At 67.1% G+C, this 13230-nt stretch carries 16 protein-coding genes; 7 read left to right on the top strand and 9 right to left on the bottom strand.

Annotated elements, in window-relative coordinates; translation table 11 throughout:
* Position 1: 1 nt before the first annotated feature.
* Both purB and Q7V15_RS05455 read right to left on the bottom strand, forming a co-directional pair.
* Positions 2-1306 (bottom strand): adenylosuccinate lyase, encoded by a 1305-nt coding sequence (gene purB, locus Q7V15_RS05460; protein ID WP_304754425.1) that lies wholly within the window; start codon positions 1304-1306, stop codon positions 2-4.
* Positions 1307-1441: 135 nt separating this feature from the next.
* Positions 1442-2827 (bottom strand): MFS transporter, encoded by a 1386-nt coding sequence (locus Q7V15_RS05455; protein ID WP_304754424.1) that lies wholly within the window; start codon positions 2825-2827, stop codon positions 1442-1444.
* A 103-nt stretch (positions 2828-2930) separates the two neighbouring features.
* On the opposite strand from Q7V15_RS05455, the gene Q7V15_RS05450 reads away from it, so the two are divergent.
* The 4 genes from Q7V15_RS05450 to Q7V15_RS05435 all read left to right on the top strand — a co-directional run bounded on the left by Q7V15_RS05450 (position 2931) and on the right by Q7V15_RS05435 (position 4934).
* Positions 2931-3557: a glutathione S-transferase family protein gene (locus tag Q7V15_RS05450; protein WP_304754423.1), complete on the top strand. Its 627-nt coding sequence runs from the start codon at positions 2931-2933 to the stop codon at positions 3555-3557.
* A gap of 70 nt (positions 3558-3627) precedes the next feature.
* Positions 3628-4101: an MliC family protein gene (locus tag Q7V15_RS05445; protein ID WP_304754422.1), complete on the top strand. Its 474-nt coding sequence runs from the start codon at positions 3628-3630 to the stop codon at positions 4099-4101.
* Positions 4102-4341: 240 nt separating this feature from the next.
* Positions 4342-4578, top strand: coding sequence for a hypothetical protein (locus Q7V15_RS05440; protein ID WP_304754421.1), 237 nt, complete (start codon positions 4342-4344; stop codon positions 4576-4578).
* Complete coding sequence (locus tag Q7V15_RS05435) at positions 4575-4934, top strand: DUF6481 family protein (protein WP_304754420.1); 360 nt, start codon at positions 4575-4577, stop codon at positions 4932-4934. Before Q7V15_RS05440 ends, Q7V15_RS05435 begins: the two co-directional genes overlap by 4 nt.
* A 52-nt stretch (positions 4935-4986) precedes the next feature.
* On the opposite strand, the gene radC is transcribed toward Q7V15_RS05435, so the two are convergent.
* Entirely contained in the window at positions 4987-5727 is a 741-nt protein-coding gene (gene radC / locus Q7V15_RS05430) for a DNA repair protein RadC (RefSeq protein ID WP_304754419.1), read from the bottom strand.
* 15 nt (positions 5728-5742) lie between these two features.
* Positions 5743-6939 carry an acyltransferase family protein gene (locus Q7V15_RS05425; protein WP_304754418.1) on the bottom strand — a complete coding sequence of 399 codons (1197 nt, stop codon included), beginning with the start codon at positions 6937-6939 and terminating at the stop codon, positions 5743-5745.
* A gap of 142 nt (positions 6940-7081) precedes the next feature.
* Here Q7V15_RS05425 and Q7V15_RS05420 point away from each other — a divergent pair, with 142 nt between their 5' ends.
* Positions 7082-7849, top strand: coding sequence for a LytTR family DNA-binding domain-containing protein (locus tag Q7V15_RS05420; RefSeq protein WP_304754417.1), 768 nt, complete (start codon positions 7082-7084; stop codon positions 7847-7849).
* A gap of 161 nt (positions 7850-8010) precedes the next feature.
* Here the strand turns inward: Q7V15_RS05420 and map are convergent, their stop codons facing one another.
* Positions 8011-8835, bottom strand: coding sequence for a type I methionyl aminopeptidase (gene map / locus Q7V15_RS05415; protein ID WP_304754416.1), 825 nt, complete (start codon positions 8833-8835; stop codon positions 8011-8013).
* A 310-nt stretch (positions 8836-9145) separates the two neighbouring features.
* On the opposite strand from map, the gene Q7V15_RS05410 reads away from it, so the two are divergent.
* Positions 9146-10312, top strand: a complete 1167-nt coding sequence (locus tag Q7V15_RS05410) for a hypothetical protein (RefSeq protein ID WP_304754414.1) — start codon at positions 9146-9148, stop codon at positions 10310-10312.
* A 23-nt stretch (positions 10313-10335) separates the two neighbouring features.
* Here the strand turns inward: Q7V15_RS05410 and sfsA are convergent, their stop codons facing one another.
* The gene (gene sfsA / locus Q7V15_RS05405) at positions 10336-11037 is read right to left on the bottom strand and encodes a DNA/RNA nuclease SfsA (RefSeq protein WP_304754412.1); all 702 of its coding nucleotides are present in this window, start codon (positions 11035-11037) and stop codon (positions 10336-10338) included.
* A gap of 59 nt (positions 11038-11096) precedes the next feature.
* On the opposite strand from sfsA, the gene Q7V15_RS05400 reads away from it, so the two are divergent.
* Positions 11097-11903 carry a competence/damage-inducible protein A gene (locus Q7V15_RS05400; protein ID WP_304754410.1) on the top strand — a complete coding sequence of 269 codons (807 nt, stop codon included), beginning with the start codon at positions 11097-11099 and terminating at the stop codon, positions 11901-11903.
* A 41-nt stretch (positions 11904-11944) separates the two neighbouring features.
* Here Q7V15_RS05400 and Q7V15_RS05395 read toward each other — a convergent pair whose 3' ends face one another.
* The 3 genes from Q7V15_RS05395 to Q7V15_RS05385 form a co-directional block, all read right to left on the bottom strand.
* On the bottom strand, positions 11945-12283 hold the full coding sequence (locus tag Q7V15_RS05395; protein ID WP_304754409.1) for a DUF1153 domain-containing protein: 339 nt from the start codon (positions 12281-12283) through the stop codon (positions 11945-11947).
* Complete coding sequence (locus Q7V15_RS05390; protein ID WP_304754407.1) at positions 12280-12945, bottom strand: hypothetical protein; 666 nt, start codon at positions 12943-12945, stop codon at positions 12280-12282. Before Q7V15_RS05390 ends, Q7V15_RS05395 begins: the two co-directional genes overlap by 4 nt.
* A 41-nt stretch (positions 12946-12986) precedes the next feature.
* Positions 12987-13230: hypothetical protein (locus Q7V15_RS05385; RefSeq protein ID WP_304754406.1), on the bottom strand; the 244-nt coding region annotated here is incomplete at its 5' end.

The raw sequence follows: 13230 nt of genomic DNA, 5'->3' as shown, positions 1-13230 counted from the left end.
CCTAGGCCTGCTCGCCGAACACCCGGGCGAAGACCGTGTCCACATGCTTGAAGTGGTAGCCGAGGTCGAACAGGGCCTCGAGCTCCTCGTCGGCCAGGGTGATCTCGGGATCGGCCTTGAGGAAGTCCAGGAAATTGCCCTCGCCGCGCCAGACCTTCATGGCGTTGCGCTGGACCGCCGCATAGCCGCCCTCCCGCGAGGACCCCTTCTGCGTCAGGGCCAGCAGCACCCGCTGGGAGTGGACCAGGCCGCCCAGGCGGTCGAGGTTCTTGGCCATGTTCTCGGGATAGACCACCAGCCGCTCCATGACCCCGGCCAGGCGGCGCAGGGCGAAGTCCATGTGGATGGTGGCGTCCGGCGCGATACCGCGCTCGACCGAGGAGTGGCTGATGTCGCGCTCGTGCCACAGGGCGACATTTTCCAGGGCCGGGACGGCGGCCGAACGGATCAGGCGGGCGAGGCCGGTGAGATTCTCCGTCAGGATCGGGTTGCGCTTGTGGGGCATGGCGCTGGAGCCCTTTTGGCCCACATCGAAGGCTTCCTCAGCCTCGAGCACCTCGGTGCGCTGCAGGTGACGGATCTCGACGGCCAGGCGCTCGATGGACGAGGCGACCACGGCGAGGGCGCAGAAATAGGCCGCGTGGCGGTCGCGCGGGATGACCTGGGTGGAGACCGGCTCCACGGCCAGACCCATTTTTTGCGCCACATGGGCTTCGACCTGTGGCGAGACATTGGCGAAGGTGCCGACGGCGCCGGAGATGGCGCAGGTGGCGATCTCGAACTTCGCCATGGCCAGGCGCTCCTTGGCGCGCTGGAACTCCGCATAGTGGCCGGCAAGCTTCAGACCAAAGGTGGTGGGCTCGGCGTGGATGGCGTGGCTGCGGCCGACGCAGGGAGTCATACGGTGCTCAAAGGCCCGCTTCTTCAGGGCCGCCAGGACCAGATCCACATCCTCGATCAGCAGGTCGGTGGCCCGGCTGAGCTGGACGGCCAGCGCGGTGTCATTGACGTCCGAGGAGGTCATGCCCTGGTGCAGGAAGCGCGCTTCAGGCCCGACCACCTCGGTGACATGGGTCAGGAAGGCGATGACGTCATGCTTCACCTCGCGCTCGATGGCGTCGATGCGCTCGGCGTCCCAGACCACGTCGCGGCCCTTGGCCCAGATGGTCTCCGCGGCTTCCTTGGGGATGACCCCCAGCTCGGCCATGGCGTCGGCCGCGTGCGCCTCGATCTCGAACATGATCGAGAACCGCGTCTGGGGGGACCAGATGTCGGCGGCGTCGGCGCGGGCGTAACGGGGGATCATGCGGGGCTCCTTCAGCCCCGCGCTGATGGGGGTCAAGGCGCCTGCCTGTCAAGCCGAAGGGATCAGTCTTCGGCGGTCGAGAGCGTATCTGCGAGGCCCGCCCGACGCCCCTTGCGGGGCGCCGGGCGGCGGCGATCAGCCGACGTGATCTTCGCGGATGGTCTGGGTGGCGCGCCAGAAGCAGTAGAAGGCCACCAGGCCGAAGCTGGCCGAGACGATGAGCGCCCAACGCACCCCATCGCCCGATCCCATGCCCATCCCAACGGCGAAATAGTCGCTGAGCAGGCCCACGGCGAGGGGACCCAGGCCAAGGCCGATGAGGTTGATGATGAACAGCAGAATGGCCGAGGTGGTGGCCCGCATGTGCGGCGGGACGATCGACTGGGCCGTGCCATAGACCGGGCCGTACCAGATGGTCCCCAGGAGGCCGTTCACCGTCAGGAGCAGCAGCGCGAGCGGGACGTTGCCGATGGTCATGGCGCCGATGAAGATGGGGATGGTGATCAGCGAGGCCAGCGCCGGGGCGATCATCTGGGCGCGCAGGTCGCGCGCCGCAAACTTGTCGGCCACAAAGCCGCCGAGCCAGGAACCCAGAGCGCCGGCGGTGCCCGACATCAGACCCAGGGCCAGGCCGAGGAAGCCGATGGACTGCAGATTGTATCCCACGGTGGCGCCGACCGTGGAGGCCAGGGACTGAACCTGTTCGGGATAGTTCCGCAGGAAGAAGGACGCGGTGAAGGGGGCATGGCCGTAGCCGATGAAGGCTTTGATCGCCGCGGCGAACGAGATGTACCAGAAGGTCTTGCGACCCTTCAGGAACTTCATCGTCTCGGGGAAGGTCGCCGAGTTGGCTTGGATTTTCACGGCCCGGCGGGCGAGTTCCTTGCGGGGCTCCGGCAGGGTGAAGATGGCCAGGATGGCGAACAGAATCCCCGGAACGCCGGCCACGAAGAAGGCCGTGCGCCAGCCATAGGCGTCAGCGATAAGCCCCCCCAGAATCAGACCCGCGAGGCCGCCGATGGGGGTGCCCATGGAATAGAAGGCCAGCGCCGTGGATCGGTTTTCCTTGGGGACATAGTCGCTGATCAGGGAGTGGGCCGGCGGCGTGCAGCCCGCCTCGCCGACACCCACGCCGATCCGGAAGAGGATCAGCTGAGCAAAGTTCTGGGCCACGCCGCAAAGGGCGGTGAAGCCGCTCCAGACCGCCACGGCGGTGCCGATGATTAGGGGGCGATTACCCCGTTCCGCCAGCCGAGCGATCGGGATGCCCAGCACGGTATAGAAGAGGGCGAAAGCCAGACCGCTCATCAGGCCGAGCTGCCAGTCGGCGAGGCCGAGCTCCAGCTTGATCGGCTCGGCCAGGATGTTCACCACCTGCCGATCAAGGAAGTTGATCGTGTAGATGCCAAGCAGCAGGCTTAGGGCGTAGGTCCGAGCCGGCTTGGCCAGGGGCTGGATGCCCTCAGGTTGCGCCGCAGCGGCGTCAGGGTTTGGCGCCCCTGGGGCGGTGGTGTCTGTCATGGGACGTTGTCTCCTGGGCGGACGGCTTCTTATCGTTAAGTCACTCTAGACAGGCTCTGCGGGCGTTGGGCAAGTGCGATACCCAGATTTCTAGGAGGTTCAGATGGAGCTGATTATCGGCACCCGGCGCTGGTCGACCTGGTCGCTGCGACCGTGGCTGGCCTTGCGAAAGACAGGGGCGGCCTTCACGGAAACCGAGATCGAGCTTCGCCGGGGCGAGGCCACCCAAGCCGACCTTGCGCCCTATGCCCCCTCGGGTCTGGCGCCCGTTCTGAAAGACGGGGATCTGACGATCTGGGACTCCCTGGCGATCTGCGAATATCTGGCGGAAAGGTATCCCGCCGCCAGGCTGTGGCCCGACGACCCGCGCGCCCGGGGCCAGGCCCGCGCTGCGAGCGCCCAGATGCACTCGGGATTCGCCTCACTGCGCGGGGAGTGCCCGATGGCCCTGGACCAGCCGCCAGAGGTTCGGGCGCTCTCCCCAGCCACCCAGGAGGACATTCGCAAACTGGTCCGGTTGTGGCGCCAGATGCTGGACCAGTATGGCGGCCCCTTTCTCGCCGGCCCATGGTCCATCGCCGACGCCTTCTTCACACCAGTGGCCACCCGCCTGCGAACCTATGGCCAGGACCTGTCGGACTACGGCGACGACGGGACGGCTGGAGCCTATGTGGCGCGGCTGCTGGCGGATGAAGACTTCCTGGTCTGGGAGGCTGCCGCCAATGCCTAGGCCGCAGTCGGCCAAGGGGTTTTGACCGGCGCGGCGGAAGGGTTAGCCTGGGGGCTGGAGTTGCTGTCCCATGACGCTCAAGGCCCCCTTTCCCCTGCGCTGCGCGAGCCTGATTGGCTTGGCCATCCTCACTGTGGGGGGCTGTGAGCCAGCGCCTGAGCCACGGGCCGCGGCCGGATCGCCAGCCCCGGCGAAAAAGCTGGTCGCTGCGCCGGCCGCCAAGCCCCTGGGCGACCGGCTGGATATCAGCTCGGAAGCTCAGACCTATCGATGTGAGAATGGCGAGCGCCTGCAGGTGGTCTACCGGTCCGAAGACAGCATCATGCTCACCTATCGGGGAGAGACCCATTTCATGACGCTCGCCCGCTCGGCCAGCGGCGCGCGCTATGTGGGCGGCGGCCGGCAATGGTGGGCCAAGGGGACAGATGAGGGGACGCTCAGCCGTCTCTCGGGCGACGAGGCCTTGGCCGGCGGCGCTGGCATGATCTGTCGAATAGAAAACGTCCCTTCGCCAGCCACCCATGTTCGACCCCCCGCGCAATAGAGACTAGACTGCCGTGCGCTGGCCTTTGTCGGCCATTGGTGCTAGGGTGGCGAACTGTTGCATTGGTTCGGTCGCTCTCCACGCTTGTCCCTAGGATCGAGCCCGAGCCTTTTTCGATCCTCGCCAGCAATTTTTGACCGCGTACTCCCGCATTGGGGGTGCAGACGCCTATGCACGACCGACCCGGCTCTAGAGGCTTTTCCTTGGAACCGCAGTCCTGCCGAACTTGAGAGGATGACCATGTCGACCCTTGAACGCGCTTATTTTCTCGCCCGCTCCGGGGAGGTCGCTGACCTCGCCCAACTCAAGAGCCGCCTGAAGATTGAAGGCTGTCGTGCGGTTGACGCGCTCTTGGCCACCTATTCGGTGCGTCGCCACCTGCAGGCCATCTGCGCGGCCACCTTTCACCCACCTGAGACGACCGATACGCCCTCCGAAGCCGCTGAGGCGGCGCAACACGATGAAAGCTCCACATGAACCAAGACGAACGCACGGGTTTCTCTGAACGCCTGAAGACCGCCGCGGAGGCCAAGAAGGCCCTGCTGGCCAAGATGAAGCCCAAGGCGGCCGTGTCCGACCCGCAGTTTGCTGAACGCGCGGCCCTGCGCGAAGCCGAACTGGAGCGCGTGCGCCAGGAGCGCCAGGCGGCCAAGGACGCCAAGAAGCAGGCCGCCGCCGAAGCCGAAGAGGCCGCCCGCCTCGCGGAAGAAGCCGTCGCCGCCGAAGCTCTCGACGCCAAGCGCGGCGAACGCAAGGCCCGCAAGGCCCTGACCAAGGCCGAGCAGAAAGAAGCCCGCGACCGTCGCTACGCCGCCCGCAAGGCGCGCCAGTAGACGACCCATGCCAGGGCGCGGTTCGTTCCGCGCCCAACGGGCCTCTCAGGCCTCACATCAGACCCAGGGCCTTGAAGCTCGCCACGCCGTCGCGGCCCACCACCAGGTGGTCATGGACGGTAATGCGCAGGGCGCGGCCCGCCTCGATCACCTGACGGGTCATATCCACATCGGTGGTCGACGGCGTCGGATCGCCGGAGGGGTGGTTGTGCACCAGGATGATGGCGCTGGCTGACAGCTCCAGCGCCCGGCGCATCACCTCCCGGGGATAGACCGGGGCATGGTCCACCGTGCCGTGGTTCTGCACCTCGTCGGCGATCAGCTGGTTCTTCTTGTCCAGGAACAGCACCCGGAACTGCTCGCGGGCCTCATGGGCCAGGGCGACCTTCACATAGTCCAGCAGCTGCGCCCACGAGGTGATCACGGTGCGCCGGGCCACTTGCTCGCGGCCGATGCGCAACGCGGTGTGGTGGAGCAGCTTCAGGTCCAGGGCCACGGCCTCGCCTACCCCTTTCACGGTTCGCAGCTCGGCCACGGTGGCGCCCAGCACGCCGGCCAGGGAGCCGAACCTGGTCAGCAGCGCCTTGGCCAGCGGCTTGACGTCCCCCCGGGGGATGGAGCGGAAGAGATGCATCTCCAGCAGCTCATAGTCGGGCAGGGCCTCGATCCCGCCCCTCAACGCCCGGTCGCGCAACCGCTCCCGATGACCCAGATGATGCGGCCTGACGCTGGCGGCGGCCCATAGGTCGGCCTGGCGGGACAGATCTTCAGAGAGGCCGGCAGCGTCGGTCATGGGCCGAAATGTTCCTCATCCGTTCTGAATTGGCAAGGCCTGTTCGCGCCCCCGCGCGCTGTGCTGTTCGGACTTCAGGCCAAACAGCGGCCGCAGCCAGCCGAGCCGTCGAACGACCTCGTAGGTGAGGCCGCAGGCGGCGACCGTCACGCCAATCAGCAATCCCGCCTCAAGGCCCTGGGGCAAACCCGACTGCGCCAGGTGGTGGCCGGCGACGACGATCACGCTCTGGTGGACGATGTAGTAGGGGAAGACCGCCAGGGTCAGATAGGCCAGCGCCGGGTGCGGACGGTTCAGGTGTCGGGCGCCAAAGCCAAGGATGGCGACGATGGCGCCCCACTGGTCGACCGCATAGACGAACCGCATGGCCAGGACGAGGCCGGGGGCGGGCTCAGCTACAGCCTCGCGCCAGGTCCAGGCATAGAGGCTGAACAGGCCATAGGCGACCAGAGCCACTGCCAGGGCTGGCCAGCGCAGGCTGATCAGGCGGCGCCGGACGTCGTCTGACTTGGCGGTCAGATAGCCGAACAGAAACAGGCTGAAGGACAGGACGTGGTTGTACCAGTCGTCCACCAGGGCGTGGGTGATCCCAAACCGCGGCAGCAGCACCGCGCGCGCCAGACCCAGGACGATGATCGGGCAGACCAGCAGGGCCCAGGCCGGCAGACGGGCGAGACCCTGTTCCAGGCGACGCAGGGCAGGCTTCGCCCAGGCGATCAGCGCCGCCAGGGCCAGCGTATAGACCAGGAGATAGGCGACGAACCAAAGGTGGTTCCAGGTGGGCGTGATCAGGCAGCCTCCCGCGTCACACCAGCCGCCCGAGGCCGTCAGATAGCGGCCGTAAAAGGCGAGGTAGCCCTCGCTGAATCCCAGTTGCTCGACGATCTCGTAATAGGACTGGGGCGGCACGATGATCAGCATGCCAAACACCAGGGGCGGCAGCAGCCGGGCGGTGCGCTGGCCGGCCAGGGCGCCGGCGGCCAGCTTGTCGGCCATGAACCGGGTCGCGGCCCCTGAGACCAGGAACAGCAGCGACAGCCGCCAGGGATTGGTCAGCAGCATCACCGGCTCGAGCCAGGCGACCGGCTGCGGGCTCTTCACATGCCAGTCCCAGGGCACGTAGAACATGCCCACGTGGTAGAGGATCAGCAGGAAAAAGGCGCCGATGCGGATCCAGTCCAGATCGTATCGGCGCGGGCTCGGATCGCTCATGGCGCAGTCTCCCTCTCAGGCGAATGAGCCTCCTCATCAGCAGGGCGCGCCGGTGGAGAAAGCCTCCCGGGATAAGCGGCGCACTAGCAGGGACGAATGGCGCAGCGGCCTGCGGTCGCGGCTTGAGGGCCACAGGGAGCTGGTGATCGGCTGGGCGGTGATCCTGGTGGTGGCCGCCGCGGTCTGCCTGCTGAACGTCGTGGGATTCACTCAGCACGGGCGCGGCCGGCTGGGCGAACAGCTCATCTATGAGGGCTCAAGCTGGCTGTCGATCGCGCTGCTGGCCTGGCTGCCCTGGACGATCCTGCGCGCAACCCGAAACGGGCCGTGGTGGGCGCAGGGGCTTTCCCATATGGCGGCGGCGCTGGCCTTCTCCGCCGCCCATGTGGGCCTTTTCATCCTGTTCCGGCTGGTCCTGTTCGCCGCGGTGAGCCAGCCCTATGACCCCTGGGCCACCTTGGGCGCCTTTCCGTTCGAAGCGGGGAAGGACGTCATCGCCTATGGGCTGTGTGTGGGCGCCTACCTCTTCGCCGGTCTCCTGGCCGCCCCGCGACCGGCGGCGGACGACGCCCCGGCCGCGCTGTTCGACATCCGCGATGGATCCCGGCTGGTGCGCGTGGAACTCGCCGATGTCTTGGCGATCAGCGCGGCGGGGAACTATGTCGAGTTTCACCTGCGCGACGGCCGCCGTCCGCTGATGCGCAGCGCCCTGTCGGCCTTGGAGCAAGAACTGGGACCGGCGGGCTTCGTCCGCACCCACCGCTCGTGGCTGGTCAATGCCGCGGCGGTCACCGGGCTGGTTCCGGAAGGCTCCGGCGACTTCCAGATCGAGCTCGGCGAGGGCGCGGCGCCCCTGTCACGGCGCTATCCAGACGCCCTGAGCCGCCTCGGTGGGCGGGGCCGTCGCTAGCAATCGGCGCCCGCCGCCTGTTCGCCGCTTCCAGGGCCTGAACCAGCGGCGGCGGCGGGGTGCGCGCACAGCCTGCCGTCATGACCGCCGGCGAAGGGCCTCTGCGCTCAGCCCAGAGGGCGTCCTTCGACGCCAGACGTCAGCGTTCGGGCTAAAGCGCCTCAGGCCGTTTCGATCGGCGGCTGGAAGAGGCCGGCCGGGGAGGCTGTGAAGATCTCCGCTCCGTCCTCGGTCACGCCGATGGAGTGCTCGCACTGGGCCGACAGGGACTTGTCCCGGGTGACGGCGGTCCAGCCGTCGGCCAGGACCTTCACCGCCGGCTTGCCCAGGTTCACCATGGGTTCGATGGTGAAGAACATGCCCGCCTTCAGCACCTCGCCCTGGCCGGGCTGGCCGAAGTGAAGGATGTTAGGGGCGTCGTGGAACACCTTGCCCAGGCCGTGGCCGCAGAAGTCGCGGACCACGGAGCAGCGCATGGACTCCACATAGGACTGGATGGCGTGGCCGATATCGCCGGTTGTGGCGCCGGGCTTCACCGCGGCGATACCGCGGGCGATGGACTCATAGGTCACCTCCACCAGCCGCTTTGATCGGGCCGAGACGGGGCCGACCCCGTACATCCGGCTGTGGTCGCCGTGCCAGCCATCCACAATGCAGGTGACGTCGATATTGGCGATGTCGCCCTCGCGCAGCACGCGCTCACCGGGAATGCCGTGGCAGACCACGTGATTGACCGAGATGCAGACCGTCTTCGAATAGCCGCGGTAGAACAGGCAGGCGGGCAGGGCGCCGTGGTCGAGGATGAACTCCCGGGCCATGCGGTCGAGATCGTCGGTGACGACGCCCGGGACCACATGGGGGGTCAGCATGTCCAGGCACTCCGCCGCCAACCGGCCGGCCTTGCGCATGCCCTCAAAGCCCTCAGGCCCATGGGTGCGAATCTGGCCGTCGCGATACTCGGCTTCGAGGACGTCGGTGGTGCTCATGGCGGTGCGAAACTCCCGGTTCGTCTGCGGTCAGCCAGCCACTGCGGCGGCGCAGGCGAAACGTCTGATTGAAGGCTATGTCGCAATCCTAGCATAAAACTTCAACGTCTGCCGCTACCCGGCGAGGCCGCGGTGCGGCGGCGGCGGGCGCTCTGGCGGCGGCTGAGAGTCTTCGAAACTGACTTGCCGCAGGCCAAGGTTAACGGCGATATCAGCCGGGCGGCTTCGCCTTGGGAGAGAACGCCGTCGTCCGAACTGTGTCTGCATCCTAAGCTTCGCCGTGCAGCTCAAGGGGGTCAAAGCGTCCGCCATGTCCGATGATGACCAGACGCGCGCCGCCGGCGCTCCGAACCCGACCCTATTCGCCGCCCAGCCCGCCCCGCCTCCGGGGGCGGCCGACATTCCCAATCGCATGACGCCGCCGCCCACACCGCCCACGCGGCCAGAGCCAGTCGCCGCTCGCGACGGCATTCTGCGTCCGATCCAGGAGAGCGACTATTTCACCATGGATCCTGAGGCGATCCAGGTCATTTCCGCCAATATCGATCAGTATTTCAACCAGGCTCTGGACATCTTTCCGTTCTGGGAAACCGAGAACAAGCCCGACCGCTTTCACGTCCTTTTCACCCGGCAGATCGAGGAGCGTTTTCCCGTCGACGCCGACATCCGCGGCCGCGTGCACGGCTATGGCCGCCGGGTGTTCGGCGCGCTTCTCGTGCATGTGGGGATCAAGCGTCTGACTCAGGCGCTGGCCCTGGTCGGATTTTCGGCCCTGGCGATCCTGGGGCCGACCCTGTTCCCGCGTTGGACCGGCGATCAGGCTCAGGGGCTTGGTCTGGCGGTGCTGGGCATGCTGGTCACCCTGGGCGCCTTCTATGGCGTCTCGGCCATACTGTTCATCCAGTACCGGTTCCGGCTGGAAAACGACTCCTATGAGCTCTCCCGCGAGATCGTCCAGCGGACGCGGGAGTTGCAGAACCTGTTCACCAACGCCCGGGCCATGTCGGACCAGGCCGAGACCCAGTTCCAGATGGACGGCAAGGGCTGGGGGCAGCGCGCCCTGTTCCTGACGCGGCTGGTCATGTGGATCGGCGCCCGCATGGAGTATCTGGAAAAGTACGCCCAGATGGAGTTGTGGCGGGTGCGGCGGGAACGCTACTGGATGCGCTGGGTCGGCCGGTTCACGACGCCGCTGGTGCTGATCATCTGGCTGGTGGTCTTCGCCTTCTGGCCGGCGCCGGAAGTGAACCCAGCTGGTTTCCGCGGCCTGCAGGCTGTGGCGTTGGTCCTGGGGGTGATTGTGTCCTGGCTGTCCTACGCCAAGTGGCAGACTCCCACGGCGGCGGTGAAGGACAAGCTCGGCCTGGACGGCTGGGTCCGCTTCGCCTCCCTCGACGTGGACAACACTATTGGTGACCAGGTGCGGCGCGACAAGGAACGGCTGGTCGAATACCGCGCCCTGACCCGGGGGCGGTAGGCGTCAGACCTGCTCCATCTCGCCTACCGTCTCCAGGTCATGGCGCGCGCGATCCTTACCTGTTCGGGGGTGAGGTCACATCCATAGACGAGCACCTCGACGCCGGCGTCAGCCGCCGCCTCCAGCCCGCGGGCGAAGGCGGGATCGAGGTCGTGACAGGCGGAAAAAGCGTCACAATCGGTACGCTGGACGACGAACAGCGCCACGGCGCGGTCCCCCTCGGCGACCATGGCTTCCAGCTCGCGCAGGTGTTTGGTCGACCGGGCCGCCACGCAGTCTGGAAACTCCGCCAGGGTTCCTGTGCGCCGCAGATGGCAGTTCTTGATCTCCAGCCAGCAACGGGGCCGGTCGGGCGCCTCCAGCAGGAAATCGACCCGGCTGGCCTGGCCGTACTTCACTTCGCGGCGGTGGGTGGCGTAGCCGGTGAGTTCGGGGATGGCGTCCGCCGCCAGGGCTTCGGCCACGAGGCGGTTGGGATGCATGGTGTTGATCCCCACCAGGCCGCCATCGATCTCCACCAGTTCCAGGGTATGGGCGAGCTTGCGCTTGGGGTCCGGCGAGCGGGAGACCCAGACCGGTAGCCCCGGCATGTTCAGGCCCAGCATGGCGCCGGGATTGGGGCAGTGGGCGGTGATCTCGCTGCCGTCCTCAAGCACGATGTCGGCCAGGAAGCGCTTGTAGCGTTGCACGAGCTGACCGCGCTTGAGCGGTTGCGGGAAATCCATGGGGCGCGCTAGTCCGTAGGGTCTGAGGTTAGGGCAGGGTTTAGGCGAGGATCGCAACGATGGACAGCACCGCAGACACTCCGGCGGACGGCGCCGTCGACCCCTTCACCCAGGGCCGCGTGACCGCCGCAGTCCTGATCATCGGCGATGAGATTCTGTCGGGCCGCACCCGGGACACCAATCTCGGCGACATCGCCAAATATCTCGGCGCCCACGGGGTGGAGCTGGCCGAGGCGCGCACCGTTTCCGATGATCTGGGGGAGATCGTTGCGGCGCTGAACGCCCTGCGCGCGCGCTACAATTATGTGATCACCACCGGCGGCATCGGCCCGACCCACGACGATATCACCGCCGATGCGGTGGCCGCGGCCTTCGGCGTCGCGCTCTATGAGCATCCCGACATCCTGGCCATGATGACCGCCCGCTGGGGCGGAGAGATCAATGCCGCGCGCCGGCGGATGGCCCGGGTGCCGGTGGGCGGGGAGCTGGTGAACAATCCCGTCCAGGGCCCGCCCGGCTTCATGATCGGCAATGTCTTCGTCCTGGCCGGCGTGCCGCAGATCATGCGCGGCATGCTGCAGGATGTGGGGCCAAGGCTGAAGGGCGGGGCGGTGGTGGTTTCGCGCACCCTGCGGGTGGAGGGATCGGGCGAAGGCGCGATCGCAGCCCCCCTGGAGGGCCTGGCCAAGGCCCATCCGGCCCTGTCCCTGGGGAGCTATCCTTTTTATGGTCCCGAAGGCTTTGGTTCGAACCTGGTCATCCGCGGTCGCGACCCGGCGGAGGTCGAGGCGACGCTCGCTGAACTCATCGACGTGCTGGCGCACGCCGGGATCAGTCAGGTGCAGGTCGTGGAGACCCCCGCCTAAGGCGAGATGAGCGGAGAAGCCTTTCGCTCGTCGCCTGGGCTCTAGCGGGCGGAGATCTCCACGGGCTGGGCGCGGCCATGAGTCGGGGGGAGACGCGGCCGCGTCCGGCCTTGGCGATAGGTCTGGGCTCTTGTGGTCTTCAGGCCGTCCAGACCATGACGTTCAAACAGGGCCAGCCAGCCGGCGATTTCCTCAGCCGACAGCCTGTAGAGGCTGACGGCCTCGCGCAGGGTGATCAACTCCGCCCGAATGGCGAGAAGCAGCTCCGCCTTTCGCCGGGCGTTCCACCGGGCCGTGTCCGGCGGCGGCAGGGTGTCGCGGGTGATCGGATAGCCCAGCGGGCCCACCACGGCGCGGAGGATGTCTCCAGGCTGGCTCATTGGGGGCGCCCTTCCGGGGCTGGCGCGCCTGTGAGTCCAAAGGGGTCGAGAAGGCGGGTGAAGAGGGGGCTGCGACGAATATCGCCGCCGCCAGATCGGGGATCGAAGCTGCGGCTTTCTTCCAGGGGAAAGGCGACGATCTCGGCTGACGCGTCCAGTTCCGGCGGCGCCCGCAGGGTGGCCTCCCGGATGGTCCAGAGCTCATGGAGCCGCGCGGCCACCAGGAAGGCTGTGAATTCACTTTCTATGGCTTCGGCGTGGACGACGGCCATGCGGGCGCAGGCGCCAGGCGCATGACGCCGAATCTGGCGGTCGTCATAGAACTCCTTTCCCACCATGACCCGTCGCGCTTCTTCGAGGGCGCCCACAGGCAGGCGTGACTCGTCGGCCTCCCGGCTGGCGATCACCACCGTTTGGCGGGCGATGGCCAGGCGCAGCATCAACAGGCCGGCCAGGGCCTCGGACCCGGGCTGCCAGCGGCTCCGCGTTCCGACCCAGCCGGCAGTCCACTCGGCGCGGAACTTCAGCGCGATGGTGGCGAAGGTGTCGAGCAGGCAGTACTCGACCACCCGATGTTCACCATCGTCACTGAGCACGCCAGAGCCGAAGAAATAGGGCGCCGCCGGCGAGGGATGATCCAGGGCTCCCAGATCTTGACGCAACGTCAGGTGGATTATTTCGGCGCCAGAAGGCGAGTTTGGGGTCACTGGAGGGCCTCCCAGTCATAGGACGTTTCCAGGGGTTGGGCCCGGCGAACGAATTCGCTGATCTCCTCACGGGCGAGTGTGAGGCTGAAGGCCGAACCCGGTCCAGGGGTGATCAGACCGCGGTCCACGAGGATCCGGAGCTTCCGCCGGACAGTCTCGCGGGGGATGCCAGTCATTGAGCTAATACTGAAAGCAGACAAGGTGGCGGTGACATCGGCATCACTTTCATCTTCATCCATC

This window comes from Phenylobacterium sp., assembly GCF_030651755.1.
In the GTDB taxonomy this organism is placed as follows: Bacteria; Pseudomonadota; Alphaproteobacteria; order Caulobacterales; family Caulobacteraceae; genus Phenylobacterium.
This window is presented reverse-complemented; position numbering and strand designations above follow the sequence as displayed.